This window comes from Virgibacillus salexigens (assembly GCF_014905415.1).
GTDB classification, from domain to species: Bacteria; Bacillota; Bacilli; order Bacillales; family Amphibacillaceae; genus Virgibacillus; species Virgibacillus salexigens.
Genome location: NZ_BNEO01000005.1, coordinates 21011 through 41018, shown reverse-complemented (window position 1 = coordinate 41018; position 20008 = coordinate 21011). Strand labels below are relative to the sequence as shown.

Below are 20008 nucleotides of genomic sequence, written 5' to 3'. Positions count from 1 at the left end.
TTTAGGATTCCATTAATGCAACCAGCAACGCTTTTTGTACATGTAATCTATTTTCTGCTTGTTGGAAGATAACAGAATGATTGCCATCAATAACATCTGCTGTCACTTCTTCTCCGCGATGGGCTGGAAGACAATGCATAAATATTGCATCTGACTTGGCAAGTTGAAGTAAGTTTGAATGAACCTGAAAATCTTTAAAAGCAATTTCCCTTTTCACTTGTTCTTCTTCCTGTCCCATACTCGCCCAAACATCAGTATAAATAACATCTGATTCCTTTACAGATAATTCAGGATTATCCGTAATTTGAATGTCCGCTTCTGATAATGCCGCTAGCTTTTTAGCTTTGGCTACAATTTTTTGATCAGGTTGATATCCTTTAGGGGCTGCTACGGATAAATGCATTCCCATAATCGCTGCTCCTAGCATTAACGAGTGTGCCATATTGTTTCCATCTCCAATATAACTCACCTTCACTCCATCCAGTGTACCTTTTTGTTCCTTGATTGTTTGTAAATCGGCTAATACTTGGCAAGGATGATATAAATCGGTTAGTCCATTAATTACAGGTATACTTGCTTTTTCAGCTAATTCTTCTACTGCAGTTTGCGAAAAGGTACGTATCATAATGGCATCCAAATAACCTGACAACACTTGTGCAGTATCAGAAATTGACTCTCCTCTTCCAATTTGAATATCCTTAGAACTTAGAAAAATACCATTGCCTCCCAATTGATATATTCCTGCTTCAAAAGAGACTCTTGTTCGTGTTGATGATTTTTCAAAGATCATACCAAGCGTCTTTCCCTTTAGTGGTTGTTCAGCTATCCCATTTTTACGCTGAGTTTTAAGCTGGTCCGCTAATTGTAGTAAGTACGTAATTTCTTCCTGTGTATAATCTGCTAAAGTTAAAAAATCTTTTCCATGTAAATACTGAGGATTTAATCTGGCCCGTTTCAATTCTACTCCCAAGAAAAATCTCCACCTTCCAAATAGTATATGAATTATTATGCAATAAAAAGAATATTTATACAATAGTTGAAAAAATTTTTTATACTTCTTATATTAATGGCTCCAAATAAAAATCAACACCCCGGATAGGCGGAGCGTTGATAATTTTAGCTTATTTGAAAGATAACTACTTTTAAATAATTTCCTTCTGAAAACTGTTTGGTCGTTTGAAAATCACGCGGAAGATGGAATGTTTCTAGTATTTGATAAGATATATGCATCTCACGACATGCTATTTCAATAAATCCTTTAAACTTCTTCATTCCAAAACTCGCATTATTGGTGGAAGCAACAATAATCCCATTATTCTTAGTGACGGAAACAGCATCCTTCAGTAAATCTGGATAATCTTTTGCTGTACGAAACGTTCGTTTCTTCGATCGCGCAAAGCTAGGTGGATCCAAAACAACCATATCAAAAATTAGATTTTTTTTACGTGCATATTTAAAATAATCAAAGACATCCATTACAATGATGTCCTGCTGCTCAAAATCAATCCCATTTATACTAAATTGTTCGATGGTCTTAGCTTTACTTCGTTTCGCTAGATCAACACTTGTGGTTTTTTCAGCTCCACCCAAAGCCGCAGCAACCGAAAAAGCTCCTGTATACGAAAAAGTATTTAGTACATGTTTTCCCTTTGCATAGCGATCGCGAATTGCTTCCCTGACATCACGTTGATCTAAAAATACACCAACCATTGCACCCTCATTCAAATAAACAGCATAGCGGACCCCATTTTCCATCACAGTTATTGGAAATTCTCCTCGTTTCCCCTTTACAAAATCATCATCGTCTATATAACTGCCTTTCGTATCAAAGCGCTTCTTCTCATAGATCGCTTGATAACGGCCTAACTCGTCCAATACTTGAATGATATAATCCTTAAATGCATATATTCCTTTACTATACCAATTAATTACATAATATTCATTAAAATAATCGATCGTTAGACCACCAATCCCATCCCCTTCCCCATTAAACAAACGAAACGCATTGGTCTCCTCCGATTGATAAAATCCCTGTCGTTTATTAATTGCCGAAAGGAGTTTCTTTTTAAAGAAATCCAGATTAATCGCTTCTTCCTGTCTATTTGTAAGAACCCAACCAATCCCTTTGTTTTGAATCCCATAGTAACCTTTTGCTAAGAAGTGGTTTTTATTATCAACGAGCTGAATGATGGTACCCTCTTTTATAGACGCTGGTATTCCTGTAACCACATCATTCGTAATAAGCGGATACCCAGTTTGCAATTGCTTCCTGTATTTATCATTCACTCGTACCTTCATTTCTTTCGTCATGTTTTCATCCTTACTGCTTTTTTCTATATTATCGCATGTCACTTATAGGAAAAGCAAAATGATTACCCAACGTTCGTTTTATTTCTCACATGACCCCAAGATTAACAAACCGCTTTGGTGCAAATAGGGAAATGTCATAGTGCGTTTCTCCATGGAGCGCTAACTCAGCAGCAATTCTTCCCATCACAGTAGCCATCTTAAATCCATGCCCAGAAAAACCTGTTAAGACAATGACCCGATGATCATGTGGAAGTTTTCCAATAATAGGGTGGTGATCTTTGGTATACAACTCCATAAAGGCTTCCATCCTAGATGGATCACTATGTAATCCAGGGAGATCCCGATTTACGAGGTGCTTGAAATGATGAATTTCTTCGCTTGTGACATCACGTATATATGAAGCAGCATCTGTTAATCGATGCGCAGCTGTTGCACGTAAACCTAACTTAACCATGTTTCCATCTATCAAAGGAAAACCATAATAGCTATTATTTACATTTTCCCTTATAAAGACTGGAAAGTCACCTTCTCGAAAGGACTCCATGTCTTTTGGCAAAAACCAAGCGTTCACTAAGCGACGAACTTCTAGGAAACTCGTAAATTCACCAATAAAATTAGTTGCCCAGGGTCCAGCAGTTATAATGACCTTTTGTACACGATAACGTTCCCCCTCAGCATAAATAGTTACACCATCCTCATCAGAAGTAATGGTATCTACTTCCGTATGACTATAAATGGTTGCTCCAAGTTCAATGGCCCGACTAACAGCAGAAACAATGGCATATTGTGATCGTAAATAACCAGCAGCACCATCAATCATAATTTGATCGTTTTCGAATAGTTTATGTTGATAAAAACGATGTTCTGCTTCTTTATTTGTTAATAATTTATGTTCTAAATTATACGCTTGAATGCTTCGTCTTACATTTTTGAACGTTCCTGAATTAGGATCACCAATAATTAGCCCTTTCGTTAATTGCAATAATTCATTTCCTGTTTCACTCTCCAGCTCTCGCCAAAGCATATAAGCATCTTTTAGTAATGGAACATATTGTTTACCTTCCTTATACGCTGTTCGAAACATCCTTGTTTCTCCACCAGCAGCCGAACGATCATGCCCAATACCAAACTGCTCAAAGCCTATTGCATTTACCCTTGCCTTAGCTAACTGCCACATTGTCATACTTCCCATTGTTCCTAATCCAATTACACCTATTTCAGCATCCACTACGTATCCCCCGATCTAAAAAAGTAAAACTTCACTGCGCCGTTTTATTCATCCCTCGATTGATCATGCTACAAGGTAAGACGTAAAGGATTCTAAGCTGAATAACATTTTTCTGTTGTTGTATTCCATCATTAAGGTGAACCTCGTAGATTTAAAAACGGTGGCACTGCTGCCACTGCCAAATTTATGCGGGATTAAGTGATAACGATTCATTGATGAGGATAATAATTTGAAAAAATGAAATCTTAAGATATATTTGATATTAGTTTAACATAACTACTTAGAAATAAACGAACACAACAAAATAAATAAGCTGAATTGCTCTCCGGAGCAATTCAGCTTTTAAACACGTATGACATGCATCGATCTATCTTCTAATTGTTCAATCACCTGTTTATCTACATTACTATCTGTTATTAGCTGATCAATTACTCCCAAACCAGCTAAACGCGAGAACGCTTGAACACCAAATTTACTATAATCAATCATAATATAGACCGTGTCTGCACTCTCCATCATTTTTTTCTTAATATTTGCCTGACGTTCGTCTGATTCGCTAATACCTCGTTCCAGATGCAGCCCCTTACATGAGATAAAGGCTTTATTTACATGGTAATGGTCAAGAGATGTTTCAGCTAAATTCCCTACGAAGGATAAAGATTTTGCAAGCAGTGTACCGCCGGTTGAAATTACGGTAATTTGCTTCTTCGTACTCAGCTCCATGGATACTTTGATCGAATTTGTTAACACAGTTATTGGTATATCCGGTAAAGCTTTAGCCATGTACCAAGCGGTTGTACTCGCATCTAGAATAATTTTATCCCCTTCATGTACCTGCTTGACTGCTTCGAGAGCAATTTTGCTCTTTTCTTTCACATTTATGACTTCTCTTTCAGAATAAGGAATTTCCATCGAGTCAACTGGCTTAATACTTATTGCTCCTCCATGACTTCGTGAGAGAAGTTTTTCTTTTTCTAATTTCTCTAAATCTCTGCGAATTGTCTCCTCTGTCACGGAAAAGTGCTGGCTTAGCTCCGTTACTCGAATACTTTTCTTCTCATTAACAAGTTCAACAATTTTTTGTTGTCTCTCAGCAACAAGCATGTCATTCCCTACTTTCTTTCTGAATCAACTTTTCCCTTTTTATTGTATAATAGATTCCCTGTAAATAACAGAGAATCTATGAAAAGGTTACCTTGTAAAGGCAGCTGCGACACCACCATCAACGGTAATCATACATCCAGTTGTTTTGGCAGATTGGGAGGAAGATAAGAATGCAACTGACTCCGCAATATCTTGTGGTAAGATATTTACATTTAAAATGGTTCGCTTTCGATAATGTTCTTCAATATCATCAGTATCTATTCCATAAGAAGATGCTCTTTCTTTTTTCCAGTTGGAATCCCAAATTTTTGAACCTCGGATAACAGCATCAGGTAATACAGAATTCACACGAATACCATATTGACCTCCATCTGCTGCCACTGTTCGGGCTAGATGAACTTCAGCTGCTTTCGCTGTACTGTATGCCGCAGCATTCTTGCCAGCATAGATAGAGTTTTTAGAACCGACAAACACCATATTTCCGCCAATTGCTTGATCTTTCATTAACGTAAATGCTTCTCTGGCTACGAGAAAATATCCAGTTACCAATACATTCATATTTACATTCCATTTATCAAGCGTGGTTTCTTCAAAGGGGCTTGAACTAGCGAGACCAGCATTATTTACAACGATGTCTAAGCCTCCGTATGTTAATACAGCTGAATGGATAGCAGATATGACTTGATCCTCTTTCGTCACATCCATTGCGACGGCTACCGCACGACCCTCACCGTACTGGTTATTAAACGCAGCAGCTAACTCTTGAGCTCCTGCTAAATTAATATCGGCTAGTACTACATGTGCTCCATCTTTCAATAGGCGATCACAAGTTGCACTCCCAATCCCGCCTGCCCCTCCAGTAACAAAAGCTACTTGACGGGAGAATTCCGCTTCCGGTGGAGCTAGACTTAATTTATAAAGTTCTAATGGCCAATATTCAATGGCATAAGATTCTGCTTCATTTAGTGAAACAAAGTTGCCTAAAATAGTAGAACCGCGCATGACTGCGATGGCGCGATGATATAATGACTCACTCACTTTAGATGCAGTCCAGCTTTTACCTGTATTAATCATACCAACTCCAGGAATAAGCATAACACGTGGAGCAGCTTCAACCATTTGGTCTGCTTCCGATTTATTACGGTTGAAGTAATCTGTATACGCTGCTTTATACGAAGCTATTCCTTGCTTTATAGTATCTATTAATTGATCGACATCTTTAGAAGATGGATCCCAATCAATAAACAGCGGGACACGTTTTGTATGAACGAGATGATCTGGACATGCAGCCCCTATTTGCGATAGGGCTTGTGCATCGTTACTATTAACAAACGCCAACACGTCTTTCGAATCATCGAAAGTTACAATCATTTTTTTATCTGAACTAACTTGTCCTCTTATCATAGGGAGGATTTGTGCTAAAATCCTTTCCCTTTCCTTCTTTTCTATAGATTCATAGTTCTTCCCGCCAAAAAGTACCGTTTCACTAGCTTGTTTTTCAATATAATCTTCTGCCTCTTGGATAATCGAAATTGTTCTATCATAACTCTCCTTCGAAGTATCCCCCCATGTTACAAGTCCATGTTTTTCCATAATCACTAATTCCGGATTGGGATGGTTTTTAACTCCTTCTGCAATCATTTTAGACAACTTAAATCCTGGTCGAATATAGGGAACCCAAACAAAGCGGTCTCCGTATATCGCTTTAGCAATTTCTTGTCCGTTATCTGCACAGGCTATACTAATAATTGCATCTGGATGTGTATGGTCAACATGTTTAAAAGGTAAGAAAGCATGTAGAAGTGTTTCAATTGATGAACGAGGATGTTTGGAATCTATCATACAATGAGATAAATATTCTACCATCTCTTCATCCGACATATCATCTTTTTCAAGTAATGGTTGAATATCTGCTAAATTCAAACCAGTAAAGTTCGCTTTATTCATCGTGGCAAGATCAGAGCCACTGCCCTTGACCCACATTACATCAATCTCTCTACCGAAAAAGTCCGTTTCCTTTGTTTTTACGGAAGTATTCCCACCTCCCCAATTTGCTACCGAGCGATCTTGACCTAATAAGTTTGATCGATACACCAATTCATTTAAACCGTTATCCGTATTGCCATGTTGGTTGTCCCAAAGGTTTTTCACCACGTTGCATACCTCCAATTTCTTGTTGTTTTTATGATAGCACACTTCCGTTTATTTTTGAATTTATTTTTTGTTTTTGTTTAGTAATAAGAAAATCTTTTTAACTCCTATTATCTATGTTTCAACACCGTTTGTTCGTAATGTTTTACCTCATCCAGCCAAGTTTCTCCTACTGGTACATCAGATATTTCGCAGTAATAATCCCAAATAGCCCCAAATGGGTAGGTTTTAAACTCTTCCATCAGTGCCAATCTATCTGTAAAGTTACCTTCTTCTTGAAGCTGTTTTAGATACTCATTAGGTGTGAGCATTGCGAGTAACAAAGCTTTAATCATATTACGCGTGCCTATTGTCCATGCAGCAACCCGATTGATACTTGCATCAAAGAAATCTAACCCAATTGAAACTTTGTCTAGCGCACCGTTTCGAACGATCTCTAAACCGATTTCACGTAATTCATCATCCAATATGACCACATGATCACTATCCCAACGTACTGGTCTTGATACATGTAGTGCCAGCTTGTTACTGTATAACAGCATCGATGAAATTTTATTAGAAACAACTTCTGTTGGATGATAATGTCCTGTATCAAGCAAACACAGTTTATTGTTTTTTAGTGCATAACCCATATAGAATTCATGAGAGCCAACTACATAAGCTTCCGAACCGATACCGAATAATTTGCTTTCTACAGCATCTAAATTATATTTTTCATCAATGGTATCTGCGAATATTTCATCAAGCGATTCTTTTAAGCGTTTTCTAGGCGTTAACCGATCACTCGGGATGTCTTTGTAACCATCTGGTATCCAAATATTAGTTAATGCAGGAGTTCCCAGCTCTTTTCCAAAGTAGGCTGCTATGTTTCTACTCGCTTTGCAGTGTTCAATCCAAAAATCTCTAATTTGTTTGTCAGGATGAGCAAGTGTTAATCCGTCATCTGCTTTGGAGTGAGAAAATAAAGTAGGGTTAAAATCAAGTCCCAACTCATGCTGTTTTGCCCAATTCACCCATTTTTCAAAATGCTTGGGCTCTAATTGATCACGATCAACCACTTCTCCATCGGTTTCTGCATAAATTGCATGTAAATTAATCCGGTGCTTCCCTGGAATAAGTGAAAGAGCTTTTTCAATGTCATTTCTTAATTCTTCAGGAGTTGTAGCTTTGCCAGGATAATTCCCGGTTACATCAATACCACCTGATAACTCCTGTTGGTTTACTTCAAATCCTCCAATATCATCACCTTGCCAACAGTGAATTGAAATTGGTACCTTTTTTAGCTCTTTCAAAACCTGATCAACATCAATATTCCATTTTTTATATTGCTTTTTAGCTTCATTATAACGCGCTTCTATACTCATATAATTCCCTCCTGATCTTGTTTCCTATATGTTTTCATTTCAAAAGACTGCTGAATCATCCTTCTTGCATCAACAATTCCATTAACCTCACCTAAAGTAATAAGCTGTGATACAATATTTCCTATTGCGGTAGCTTCTATGGGGCCAGCTTTTACTTCTTTATTCGTCGTATCTGCAATTAATTGATTTAGCATATCATTCTGGGAACCGCCGCCAATAACATTAATTGTTTTGAATTCTTTTTCAAATATTTCCTCAATTTGTGCAATCGCTTGTTTATAACGAAGAGCTAAACTATCATAAACACATTTAGCAACTTGACCAGCAGTCTGCGGTATTTGCTGTTCGGTTTCTGCACAGTACTTTTGAATCTCTTCAATCATGTTTTCAGGCTTCATAAATCGATTATCATCTACATTTACAACGGAGCAGAAGTTCTTCTCGTGTTTTGCTAATTGTACAAAATCAGCAAATGAATAGGTATGTTCATAGTTTCGCTTCACTTCTTGAATCATCCACAGCCCCATAACATTTTTTAGAAACCGAAAGCGATAGTCAAATCCACCTTCATTTGTAAAATTGTAGTCAAAGGCTTTTGTCACACAAATTGGAAAGTTATTTTCTACACCTATAAGGGACCATGTTCCTGAACTCACATAAATCGTATTCGTTAATTCCGGAACAGACAGAACAGCTGAGCCAGTATCATGGGTGGCAGGTAATAAAACATCCATATCCACTCCCAACTCATCGATCAACTCTTGCTTCAATCCCCCTAAATTCGTAGAGGGAGGTAAAACTTCTTGAAAGATGCCATCATCGATTCCTAACTGCCGAAGCAAATCTTTATCCCATTTCTTCGTAAAGGCGTTTAGTAATTGTGTGGTCGTTGCATTGGTATACTCGTTCGCCTTCTTCCCAGTTAATAAATAATTAAAATAATCTGGAATCATTAGAAACGTTTTTGCCTTCTTTAAAATATCTGGATTCGCCTTCTTCAAGGAATATAATTGAAAAATCGTATTAAATTTCTGAAATTGAATGCCTGTTTCAAGATATAACCGCTCCTTACTTATGATATTTTCAAATACTTCTTTCATTAGCCCATCTGTCCTTGGGTCACGGTAAGTTACTGCATCTGTTAACAATTCATCATTTTCATCCAAAAGAACGAAATCCACTGCCCATGTATCAATCCCAATACTCTGCGGCGTATACCCAAGCAGTTTACTTTGATAAATGCCTGTTTTAATCTCTTGAAATAAACCAGCAATATCCCAAATGAAATACCCGTCTTTCTTGGTGATCCTATTATCAAATCGGTGCACTTCATCTAGTTGCACAGTACCATCATTCAAATAACCGGCCATCACCCTTCCACTAGAGGCTCCGATATCAACCGCTAAGCAACATTTAGTCATGTCTATACCCCCATATCAACAGTCAATCCTACTCTATATCTATCAACTACTACCTTTTGCTTCTGTCCTAAGTGAATCTACCTCACCATATCGTTCCTGTTCAATTTGTTTAAGTGTTTTTCCTTGTGTTTTCGGAGATAAAGCAATTCCAATAATCGCATGAATAATAAGGAATGTGATCATGACCATTCCTGCAACTTTAAATCCAAGCGTAACCATTAACGTTGGTAAGATAAAGGACCATATTGCAATCCCTGTTCGAACAATAAAGTACATTAACCCTTGGGCTCCAGCACGATATCTAGTCGGGAATAGTTCACTTGTCCATAATGCATAGAAAGCTTGTGCGCCAATTCCAGCAGCGGAACCCCATAAAATAACAAATGCGATTAGTGTAGGCCATGTCATCGGCATAAAGGTTAAGATAATCCAGGCTACAACACCCATCACAGCGCCAAGCCCAAATATCAATCTACGACTATATTTATCTCCTAATTTCATAAACCCAAAGAACGTCGTTAATACTGTAAACATCCACAAAAATGCCTGTAATAAGTTCGCCTGTGCTCCACTTAGTCCACCAACATTCTCATAAATATAAGGCATAAAATACCCCATTGCTCCAGAAGTTAAATTCCAAAATAAATAAATCCCGATTAATAAGAACAGCGCTTTTCGATTAACACTTAATGAGAATAACTCCCTGATAGAGCTCCGCTTTTCCTTACCAAGTACAGATTCCTTTTCTTCTTTATCTTTTTGTTCTTGCCAAATCTTTGATTCATCCAATCCTTGTCTAATATACCAAGTGATAAATGCGATCACTAATAAATGGAAGAAAATAAGGCGTGATCCCAACAAACCTAACGGTGCTACTAATACAGCTAAGAAGAACGTCACCATTGGACCAGTTGACCAAGCTAGCTGGGCTGTTCCAACATGAGCAGCCCGCTTATCTTCAGGTGACTCTTCTGCAATGTATGTCCAAGAAACAGGTACACCAGCACCAACTGCCACCCCTGTTATGATCGTTCCAATAAGTAACATCGGAAAATTAACCGATAACGCAATGAGTAGTACACCTAGCATATATAAAAGCAAATCATATTTAAATATGAAAGCCCTGCCAAATTTGTCCGTTAAAGGACCACCAATTAAAGCACCGACAGCAGCACCAAAAGCATTTGCACTTAATGCACTTAGTAAGCCAACGCCAAAACTATCAATATTTAAATAGGCTTGCCACAATGTAAGACTACTAGCAGCAGCAATAATCGAACCAGCTTCAATATAATTTGCCATCGCTACAGCAATCGTTGCTTTCCAACCAGTAACCTTTTTTGCCCCAAACTTTCTCTTAGCCATTCCCACTCTCTCCTTCTAATTAAGCCATATGAAAAACTTCTTTAAGATCTTCTGTCACCGGACTTTTATCTGAATTCGTTTCCATAACTGATTCCATATATGCCCACCAGCGTTGATTAATATCCGATGCAGCTAGCATATTCCATGTCACTTCGTCTTCAATCTCAACATAACCAAAAAGCGTACTCGTTCCCTCATCTAAAAAGATTGAATAATTCCTTGCTTTGTGTTTATGTAGTGCCTCTATCATCTCTGGCCAAATTTCTCGATGCCTTTTTTGGTATTCTTCATGTTTATCTGGATAAACTTTCATTTTAAATGCTTTTCTAATCAAATTATATCCACCCTTTCTAACAGATTTATAAACCTTTATCTTTCACCTTTTTTGTTAACGGTTTCATTGAAGATGAAAGATTATTTAACTGTAATTATAATCAGATAACAATCACAAGTCAACGTTTGCAAATACAAACAAAATATATTTATTTTTATTTATTTTTGTTTTAGGTTATGTTTTCAACATTTAATCAGAAAACCAACCAAAATTTTTGGGAATATTTACTTTTGATTCAGAGAGGTAAGAAGAACAACCAAGCTGTTGACAGCAAAAAATAACACCGCATTAAAACGGTGTTATTAAAATCAAAAGCCTAATCATTCGGTTTTCGTTGAATTCGCTTCTACTACTTCCTGATAATAAGTTAACTTATCTAATGTCGTCGGGTCGTACGTAGTAACGGCTCCTTTATCTGCATGGAATGTTTCCTGCATTTCCGATAAATAATTCGTCATCATTGACAGTTCATGCATCATAGGCTCTAATGCCCTTAATTGTGAACTGTCTAAAGCATAAAGCTGCTCTATCATTTCATTTTTCTTGTTTTTCGCCTGGTGAATACTAGTCAATAAATCCATATCATCTAAGTGCGGTAACGATATAATATCTTGTATCTTTGTCAGTTCCCGGTTGACGTTATCCGTTAATCCTTGTGTGACATTTTCCAACTGTTTCAGCCCTTCTTCTAAATCCTGCTCTAAGAAAGATTGGCGAACAAAACCATCTGTCGCTGGTTCAAACGAATGAACCGTATCTTTTATTTGATTTAACATTTGATCGTATGACGTTAAAAAATTGTCCATAAACGCTAAAAAGGGTTGATGAACATCCTCGTAAAAGGATCGAATAGCGCTCGCCCCTTTGCCTTTCAAGGCATCATCCAGAGAAGCAATTTGTTGAACTGCTTGGCTAACAGGATGTAACTGTTTTTGGATTTGGTGAATGGTATGTTGCATTTCACTTATATTAGAGTTCAGTGTTTGAATATCAATTATTTTCATGGAAATACCTCCTGATGAGGAATGTAAAAGAAGTGTTTAGTCGTGGTAGTTCAATCAATTATTTTGAAAGCTCCATAGAAGATGCGATCGTTTGTTCTGTTTGCATAAAGTTATCTACAGCTTTAGCAGTTTCCTGTTCATGATTTAAGAGTATTGTTTGGTATGTGGTTAATATATCTTCTAATTGATGATTAATTTCATTTATTTTCGTAACCATATCTAACGTGTTATTGCCTTCTATTTCTTTTCCCAGCCCAGTTGCATCCATAGATTCTGTCGCTGTTTTCAAATTCGTTAATGCTTGGATGACAGGTTCCTGTTGTAGCTTTATTTCTTTACTCACGTTAACTCATTAACTCCCTTCTTTGCTTATCATATAAATGATCTAGTTCGTTACGCTGATTAGACAGATCCATTCTGATATCAATAATTGATTGCTTGATTTCCCGAATCTTTTCATTTAGTTGATCAATCGTTTGAACTAATTGATAATCATATAAAGATATGTAGTTCGCTAAAACCTCATTATCTTTAAATTGTTGAAACCGAGATGCATACTGACCATGCCATGTATTCGGAGAAAGCTCAGGAGTAACACATAATTTTCTATTTTGTTTAAAATCATCTTTATAATCATATAAATTAGACAAGGCAAGTGCCAATCTCTCCAGTTCTCTTCGTCTATTTTCCAGTTGTAAATTCAGGTCATAGAGAGAATTTTGCATACGACTAATTTGTCCATTTATCGAATGTAAGGACTCCATTTTTTCACCTCAGACTACTACAACATTACACAAAAATGTGATTACCATACAACAATACTATTATATAGCATATATTCCCCTGTTTTAAGAGGACTTCAGCCTATATTTATAGTAAATCCTTTTCATAAGAGATAAAATACTTAGGTATTATGAATCAAAAATAACAAAATGTATTTAATATTTAAATAAATTGTAATATATCTTATTGACTTTAATGCTTATGTTACGTAAAATTCAATAAAAACGACAATATTGTCGTTTTTATTGAGGTGAACATATTCATGCCTAAAGTTAGTCACTCTTACAAGTTAGAGAAGAGACAAGCAATTTTAGCAGCGGCAAAAAAGGTATTTATTAATAAGGGATATACCCATGCAACGATGGAGGATATTCTAACAGAGGCCAAGATTTCAAGAGGGGGACTTTATAGTTATTTTAATCATTTAGACCATATTTTCATGGACGTGCTCTATCAAGAGGATCAGCAAATCCTTCCTACACTTGATTATAATAAATCGGTATGGAATCAGCTTACAACTTGGATAAAAGATCAGAAAAAAAGCATTCAATTTAATCGTGACTCTCTTATTCTAGCTCGCTCCGAATTTTTTCTTTCGACGAAATACAAGATGGATAAAGAAAATGCTTCTTATCTAAAGAAACGATATGAACTGATGATTGAAGTAATTAAAGAAACCATACAATTGGGTGAAGCAAACGGTGAATTTAACCCAATAGTATCCAAAGATGCGATTGCACAGTTTATTATTTCCTGTATCGATGGTTTAATGTTAAACACTTTTCAACACGGTAGTGCAGTGACAAATACGGAGGAACAAATAGACGGGTTACTGTTTTCTTTAAAACACATGCTATGTCCAGTAAACACAAAGGAGTGATCTATTCCATGCTATTTGAATCAGCAAAACGTAGATTTAGAAAAATAACCCTTTCAGATGTTGAACAATACCACAATTGGCGTAATAATTTGGAAGTAATGGAGGCAACCAATGCCCGATTAGATATTTACGCCGAAAGAAACAGATTTGCCGATAGGCATTGTGTCACTAACTCAAATCGATCATAAAAATAGAATCACGGAGATTATTATCGACATCGGTGAAAAGGAATACTGGGGTAAAGGTTATGGTTACGAAGCAATGAGAATATGATTGACATATGCTTTTCTTGAAATGAACCTCCATCGCATATCCCTTCGAGTATTTTCATTCAATCATAGGGCTGTTCACTTATATGAAAAACTAGGCTTTAAACATGAAGGAACAACAAGACAATACTTATTTAGAAATGGAAATTGGCATGATTTATTACATAAGGGTATTCTACAAAGTGAATTTTTAGGATAGTCGCACGGAACCAAAGAACAACCTGATTCTTCCTACGAATACAGGTTGTTCTAGTTTACGTTATCAATTATTGGAAACACAGACTGAATCCGGTCCCTGAAATGCAATACTTCCCTTTTGATAATTCCATCGTTCTTTCCCTTTTTTATAGAAATCATCAACATCTTCTACTCTACCTTCAACTTCATGTACTGATCGAAATTTATTGTTCCCGAGCTCGACAGCCTGAAGCTTGGATCCTAATTCAAGCTTTTTCCTTAATCAACTCCAACCGAGTCACTACGCCTTTCCAATAAAACAACATCTCTCCATACGCCATTTAATTTTCCGATTCGCTTACGAACACCTACTTGATAAAATCCTAGTTTTTCATGTAGTCGAATACTCCCTTCATTTTCAGGGAAAATTCCAGATTGTAGTGTCCAGAATCCATTTGCTTCACTCTCTGAAATAACATATTCCATGAGCTTTCTGCCTATTCCCTTGCCTCGACTTGCAGCGCTTAAATATATACTTAACTCCGCAGCACCTGCATACGCTTTTTTACTCGAAATCGGCAGTAATGCAGCCCATCCAATGACTTTCCCCTGTTCCGATGCAACTAATCTGCAGACATTTAAATATTTCTCATTCCACTCTTCCCATGTTGGAGCTTGTGTATCAAACGTAGCATTGCCAGTAGCAATTCCTTCCATATATATATCCCTAACCTCTGGCCAATCTCGATATACCATCGGTTTCATTATGATTTGTTCTATGCTGTTAGACATTGTTTATCCAGAACCTCCTCGTTCGTTAGTACCTTCTAATCCGCCATTTTTTATAATCGTTTTTGCAGAACCAATGTTATCCATGTCACAAGTCACGAATACACGGTATATCTTTCATCTTTGCACTTGTGTAATGCTTCATGAAGAAGGATGGTAGCATACCCTTTTCTTCATTCAGACGGCCTGACGCTATAGCCAATATAGCCACCAAAATTTAAAAGGAATTCATTTAATTGGTGGCGAATATCCACCATAGCTACAGTTTCATCCATGTCATTAATTCATAAATAATTGGAACTGAGCATCCTGTCTCCGCTCCCTCTTGCTTTAGATCCAATTCCTTTACATAACGTCATAGTTATTATATCCTGATAAATCAAAGCTTGAAGGAATCATCCGAGTAGTGCCCCACTCTTTTTCATAAGCTCGATGCTCATTTTCCCATTCAACACCGGGTTCAACTAATCGTATTTCCCCTCCCCTATACAAAAAGATAATTGATGATAATTATAATCAAAATTTATAAAAAAGAAAATAACTTCTTAGATCATGAATCTTTACTACCGTTTGACTGATATTCACAATAGTATGACACAAAACAAAAAGGGAGGTTACAATGGAATATATCTATTTAGGGAAATCCCGGTCTATTAGTTCCTAAAACCGCACAATCATACCTTGGAAGCTATAAGAATCGATGGTTTAGACGAATGAATAAAAACAAACCGCCGATTATTTCGGCGGTTCTATAATTTGTTAAGATTCTTTTCCTTTTCTAACTTTTACCCAACTAGCAATGATATTCCAAACTAGCCCTCCAATTAGTAAGAGCAATGTCAAAAGTGTGGTACTTTCCCAAATATTCTCGATCGTTTGATAGTTATCGCTTCCTTCGGTAAGCATGTCAGCTTGCACAAGTTCTTGCATAAATAGTGGATTCCAGAAATCTGGTCCAGATACCATTACCATTACTACTATGACAGTTATTACATCAATGAACATCGTAAAGAGAAACAGTCGGTTCGTCCATTTCCCGTTAACTAGTTTAGCAATTTCTTTTATAACACCTAGACTGAGAATAAGGAGAATTAACAACATATAGCCATTGTACGTAGCTTCGTTTAAAAATGGGACGACCGTTGACAATTCACCATTGTTAAAAGCCCAAATACCAAAGTAGTTACTAGAAAAGACCGCCATTGCCATTAAAATAATAAAGAATACAATCGATGTTAGCGGCTCATGTCGTTTAATCTGTCTTTTCGGATCAGGAAGTTGCGGCAAATCTGAAGGGGACCAATCCTTTTCTAAATTCAGGTCTTTTCCATCTACATTTTGAAAATACTCCAAAAACACAAATCCAAATGTTACCCAGCCAATGGCCATCGGGATCGTAGTTACAAAAGATACAATATAATCAATAAAATAGTCTAAGATATTAACAGGATTAATTATGATTTGAATAGCAAAAATGATACTCATTGCAGCCACAATCGATATCAGTACTACTTTCATAACCATTATAAATGGATCATAAAGTTCAGGTCCGATAATATACTTTTTTGTTCCTTGGTATTGCTGTGCAAGTTTCTTAGGATCCCCCAATTCGCTTAATACTTGCTCTACATCGTTTTCTGACGCTTGCAATCCCTCCATCCGTTCTTCCAACATATCCGTAATTAACCCTCTAAGCTCCTGTGAAATGTCTTCTCGTTGTGATTGCGATAAGCGTTGTGTCACGGCATATATATACCGATCAATCATCTCCATTCTTATCTCCTCCTTTATCTAAATCAATTAAATGGTTTAAGCTATCCACCATCTTTTGCCACTCCTTCCATAACAGTTCGAACACTTCCGCTCCCATCTTGCTTAACATGTAGTATTTCCTAGGTCTTGCTTCATTGGTATCCCAGGTACTTTCTAATAAACCTTGCTTTTCAAGTCTGCGAAGCAATGGATATAACGTTCCAGGCTCAACATGAATTCCCTCCTCGTTTAATTTAGTTACTAAAGAATATCCATATTGAGGTTTGGATAATTGACTTAAAACGCCAATGGTGATCGTACCTCTACGTAGTTCCTGCGTTAGTTTATCTAAATGTTCTTTGGCTTCACTCATTTAATCAACTCCTAAACACAGTATAGTGTATGTCGCACACTATTGTAAAGTGTACAATATTAAATTACACAAAATATTTTATAACTTGACTTTTTGACCGATTCGGATTATGCTCACTCCAACGTTAATGTACGAATGTGAGGTTTTTTCATGCATATATATGTCGATGCAGATGCTTGTCCTGTGAAACCATCCATCATTGAATTGGCAAAGAGTTGGAATACCCCCGTAACTTTTGTTCAAAGTTTTTCCCATTTTTCTAATAAGGAAGATCCAGATGGAGTAAATACCATCTATGTCGACGCAGGTGCTGAGGCAGCTGACTATCGAATTATGAAATTAGCTAAATCAGGAGACATTATTGTGACACAAGATTATGGACTTGCATCATTGGGCCTTGCGAAAAATTGTGATGTTGTTCACCACAAAGGCTTCATTTATACAAATGAAAATATTGACCGACTATTACAGACCCGGTATTTAAGCGCGATGGCAAGAAAAAGCGGCAAACGAACCAAAGGCCCGAAGCCTTTTTCTGAAGAAGATCGCAAGCTGTTTGAACAACGATTTTCCAGTTTACTAGAACAAAGGAACGGTTGATCAAATTAAAGTTGCAGAATGAAAGTGTGTACCACCGAGACTAAATGTGATTAGCATTAAACCAGTGAAGGGCTGCTGAAGCAGCCTTTTTCTAAAGGTAAGCGAAAATTTATCCTGCAATTCGAATAGAGGGTGGAAGATGAATATTAAAAAGACAGAGGCTAACGGACATATCATCGTAATAGCTAATGCAGATTCAATCCTGTTAACAGATGAGCAACGTGCATTAGATGTAATTATGACGATTAGCAGTGAGACAGGTGGTAGTCGAATAGCATTAAACAAAGAAGCGATTTCTGAAGATTTTTTTAAGCTTCGTACAAGACTTGCAGGGGCGATCCTCCAAAAGGTTGCTACCTATCATATAAAGTTTGCAATTATTGGGGATTTTTCGTCTCATACCAGTAAATCACTCAAAGATTTTATTTATGAGTGTAACAAAGGAAACAATGTATTTTTTGTTTCATCAGAGCAAGAAGCAATTGATAAATTATCTAATGCCATCTAACCATAGTCAAGAAAAACCGGGGCCATTTTTACCTTCTTTTTCCTAATGACGTTACTCTCTTAGAAATGGTATTCCAAATGATATTATAATGACACAGCGCTTTTTAGATGGTTTATATCGATCATTCACCAATAGATGATGGGGAACTGGCATAGATTATCGCTTTCACTTTTGTTAAACTTTTAATAGTTATTAACAGTAGTTTTCATATAACGACCCTGATTACAAAGGAGGAATGAATCGTGAAGATCGTTTCCATTGAACCAACCCCTAGCCCATATTCGATGAAAATTAACGTGGATGAACAACTAGCAGATGGGCAAACACAAAATTTCAAGTTAGATGATGATAAACAGGATGCTCCGCCATATATACAAGATTTGTTTCAGATTAGAGGAGTAAAAGGAATCTACCGTGTAATCGATTTTATAGCGCTTGAAAGAAATCCAAGAGTTTCCTGGGAAGAAATTCTTCCAGAAGTGCGACAAGTTCTGGGCTCCGCAGAAGAAGACAATAAAGATATCCCTGCAAATAACGCAAGTATGGAAGAAGCATATGGGGAAGTAAATGTATATATTCAAACCTTTCGCTATATCCCTATGCAAGTGAAACTATTAGAGGGTGATACAGAAAAACGTTTTGGCTTACCAGAGCGATTTATGAATGCTGCCATGGAAGCAACTAAATCATCGGATAATATGCTCGAAGAACGTAAATGGATTGAACAGAAGCCTCGTTATGGTGATATAGAAGAGATCGGCTGTGAAGTAGTTGAAGAAATAGCAGCTAGTTATAATGAACAAAGACTAACCGATCTCGTTAACTACGCTTTAACGAATGATGCTTCATTTGTATCATCCCTCCATCAAAAAGTAACAGTTGAAATGCTTGATCATCCAAATTGGAAAGAACGCTATGCGGCGTTGGATCGATTGGATCCAACAATAGAAGATTTACCTGTATTAAATAAAGCACTTGAAGATGATAAGTCCTCTATTCGCAGATTAGCCACTGCCTATCTTGGGATGATTGAAGACAAAAAGGTACTGCCTTATCTGTACAAAGCACTAAAGGATAAAGGGGTAAATGTGAGACGGACGGCAGGCGACTGTTTATCTGACCTCGGATTTAAAGAGGCGATGCCTGAAGTCATCCATTCGCTATCGGATAAGAGTAGACTTGTTCGTTGGCGCGCGGCAATGTTTTTATATGAATTAGGTGATGAATCAGCGGTTCCTGCTCTTAAAGATGCGATGGAAGACCCTGAATTTGAAGTCAGAATGCAAGTGAAAATGGCCTTAGCAAGGATTGAAGATGGTGAAGAGGCAAAAGGGTCTATCTGGAACCAAATGACACAAGCCGCAAAGCAAAAATAGCAGGAAAGTGGACAAAAAGTATCTTATTCTCATAGTAATCCGAACGATTCCTCTCGAATTCGTTCGGATTTTTGTATACAGACGTATGTTGACTGCGCTTCGTATCAGCGTTTTTTTATTCCTATTTTATTGTTCTGCTTTTGGGTTAACTATTTAATTGATGCATAGCTTGAGATCCCTTGCAGTGCTCTTTTATATATTGTCCAATCGCAAAGGATCA

Annotated in this window: 19 protein-coding genes and 1 pseudogene; 5 read left to right on the top strand and 15 right to left on the bottom strand. The window is 37.0% G+C overall.

Translation table 11 applies throughout. The features are described from left to right. Window position 1: 1 nt before the first annotated feature. The 12 genes from argF to JKP73_RS17345 form a co-directional block, all read right to left on the bottom strand. Window positions 2-970, bottom strand: a complete 969-nt coding sequence (gene argF, locus JKP73_RS17400; RefSeq protein ID WP_021288823.1) for an ornithine carbamoyltransferase — start codon at window positions 968-970, stop codon at window positions 2-4. A 146-nt stretch (window positions 971-1116) separates the two neighbouring features. After that, window positions 1117-2310 carry a class I SAM-dependent rRNA methyltransferase gene (locus JKP73_RS17395; RefSeq protein WP_021288824.1) on the bottom strand — a complete coding sequence of 398 codons (1194 nt, stop codon included), beginning with the start codon at window positions 2308-2310 and terminating at the stop codon, window positions 1117-1119. 85 nt (window positions 2311-2395) lie between these two features. After that, window positions 2396-3538, bottom strand: a complete 1143-nt coding sequence (solA, locus tag JKP73_RS17390) for an N-methyl-L-tryptophan oxidase (protein ID WP_038245832.1) — start codon at window positions 3536-3538, stop codon at window positions 2396-2398. 342 nt (window positions 3539-3880) lie between these two features. Further along, window positions 3881-4642: a DeoR/GlpR family DNA-binding transcription regulator gene (locus JKP73_RS17385; RefSeq protein WP_021288826.1), complete on the bottom strand. Its 762-nt coding sequence runs from the start codon at window positions 4640-4642 to the stop codon at window positions 3881-3883. An 87-nt stretch (window positions 4643-4729) separates the two neighbouring features. After that, window positions 4730-6796, bottom strand: coding sequence for a bifunctional rhamnulose-1-phosphate aldolase/short-chain dehydrogenase (locus JKP73_RS17380; protein WP_038245833.1), 2067 nt, complete (start codon window positions 6794-6796; stop codon window positions 4730-4732). Between the two features lie 107 nt (window positions 6797-6903). Continuing rightward, the gene (gene rhaA / locus JKP73_RS17375) at window positions 6904-8157 is read right to left on the bottom strand and encodes an L-rhamnose isomerase (RefSeq protein ID WP_021288828.1); all 1254 of its coding nucleotides are present in this window, start codon (window positions 8155-8157) and stop codon (window positions 6904-6906) included. Further along, on the bottom strand, window positions 8154-9578 hold the full coding sequence (gene rhaB, locus JKP73_RS17370; RefSeq protein WP_021288829.1) for a rhamnulokinase: 1425 nt from the start codon (window positions 9576-9578) through the stop codon (window positions 8154-8156). The genes rhaA and rhaB overlap by 4 nt, the downstream gene beginning before the upstream one ends. Window positions 9579-9620: 42 nt before the next feature. Beyond that, window positions 9621-10943, bottom strand: a complete 1323-nt coding sequence (locus tag JKP73_RS17365) for an MFS transporter (protein WP_021288830.1) — start codon at window positions 10941-10943, stop codon at window positions 9621-9623. Window positions 10944-10962: 19 nt separating this feature from the next. Next, window positions 10963-11277, bottom strand: a complete 315-nt coding sequence (gene rhaM / locus JKP73_RS17360; protein ID WP_021288831.1) for an L-rhamnose mutarotase — start codon at window positions 11275-11277, stop codon at window positions 10963-10965. A gap of 320 nt (window positions 11278-11597) precedes the next feature. After that, complete coding sequence (locus JKP73_RS17355; protein ID WP_021288832.1) at window positions 11598-12281, bottom strand: LXG domain-containing protein; 684 nt, start codon at window positions 12279-12281, stop codon at window positions 11598-11600. Between the two features lie 58 nt (window positions 12282-12339). Then, on the bottom strand, window positions 12340-12624 hold the full coding sequence (locus JKP73_RS17350; protein ID WP_021288833.1) for a YwqI/YxiC family protein: 285 nt from the start codon (window positions 12622-12624) through the stop codon (window positions 12340-12342). Between the two features lies 1 nt (window position 12625). Next, on the bottom strand, window positions 12626-13045 hold the full coding sequence (locus tag JKP73_RS17345) for a YwqH-like family protein (RefSeq protein ID WP_021288834.1): 420 nt from the start codon (window positions 13043-13045) through the stop codon (window positions 12626-12628). A gap of 281 nt (window positions 13046-13326) precedes the next feature. Between JKP73_RS17345 and JKP73_RS17340 the strand changes: the two genes are divergently transcribed. Both JKP73_RS17340 and JKP73_RS17335 read left to right on the top strand, forming a co-directional pair. Further along, window positions 13327-13944: a TetR/AcrR family transcriptional regulator gene (locus tag JKP73_RS17340; RefSeq protein ID WP_021288835.1), complete on the top strand. Its 618-nt coding sequence runs from the start codon at window positions 13327-13329 to the stop codon at window positions 13942-13944. Window positions 13945-13952: 8 nt separating this feature from the next. Then, window positions 13953-14412: pseudogene (locus tag JKP73_RS17335) on the top strand (GNAT family N-acetyltransferase). 257 nt (window positions 14413-14669) lie between these two features. Here the strand turns inward: JKP73_RS17335 and JKP73_RS17330 are convergent. The 3 genes from JKP73_RS17330 to JKP73_RS17320 all read right to left on the bottom strand — a co-directional run bounded on the left by JKP73_RS17330 (window position 14670) and on the right by JKP73_RS17320 (window position 17304). After that, the gene (locus JKP73_RS17330) at window positions 14670-15182 is read right to left on the bottom strand and encodes a GNAT family N-acetyltransferase (RefSeq protein ID WP_021288837.1); all 513 of its coding nucleotides are present in this window, start codon (window positions 15180-15182) and stop codon (window positions 14670-14672) included. 756 nt (window positions 15183-15938) lie between these two features. Beyond that, window positions 15939-16952 carry an HAAS signaling domain-containing protein gene (locus tag JKP73_RS17325; RefSeq protein WP_200411588.1) on the bottom strand — a complete coding sequence of 338 codons (1014 nt, stop codon included), beginning with the start codon at window positions 16950-16952 and terminating at the stop codon, window positions 15939-15941. Continuing rightward, window positions 16939-17304: a PadR family transcriptional regulator gene (locus JKP73_RS17320; RefSeq protein ID WP_021288839.1), complete on the bottom strand. Its 366-nt coding sequence runs from the start codon at window positions 17302-17304 to the stop codon at window positions 16939-16941. The genes JKP73_RS17325 and JKP73_RS17320 overlap by 14 nt, the downstream gene beginning before the upstream one ends. A gap of 150 nt (window positions 17305-17454) precedes the next feature. Between JKP73_RS17320 and JKP73_RS17315 the strand changes: the two genes are divergently transcribed. The 3 genes from JKP73_RS17315 to JKP73_RS17305 all read left to right on the top strand — a co-directional run bounded on the left by JKP73_RS17315 (window position 17455) and on the right by JKP73_RS17305 (window position 19788). Then, window positions 17455-17904 (top strand): YaiI/YqxD family protein, encoded by a 450-nt coding sequence (locus JKP73_RS17315; protein WP_021288840.1) that lies wholly within the window; start codon window positions 17455-17457, stop codon window positions 17902-17904. Window positions 17905-18043: 139 nt separating this feature from the next. Next, complete coding sequence (locus tag JKP73_RS17310) at window positions 18044-18412, top strand: DUF4180 domain-containing protein (RefSeq protein ID WP_021288841.1); 369 nt, start codon at window positions 18044-18046, stop codon at window positions 18410-18412. 242 nt (window positions 18413-18654) lie between these two features. Further along, window positions 18655-19788 carry a conserved virulence factor C family protein gene (locus tag JKP73_RS17305; protein ID WP_021288842.1) on the top strand — a complete coding sequence of 378 codons (1134 nt, stop codon included), beginning with the start codon at window positions 18655-18657 and terminating at the stop codon, window positions 19786-19788. Window positions 19789-20008: the final 220 nt, after the last annotated feature.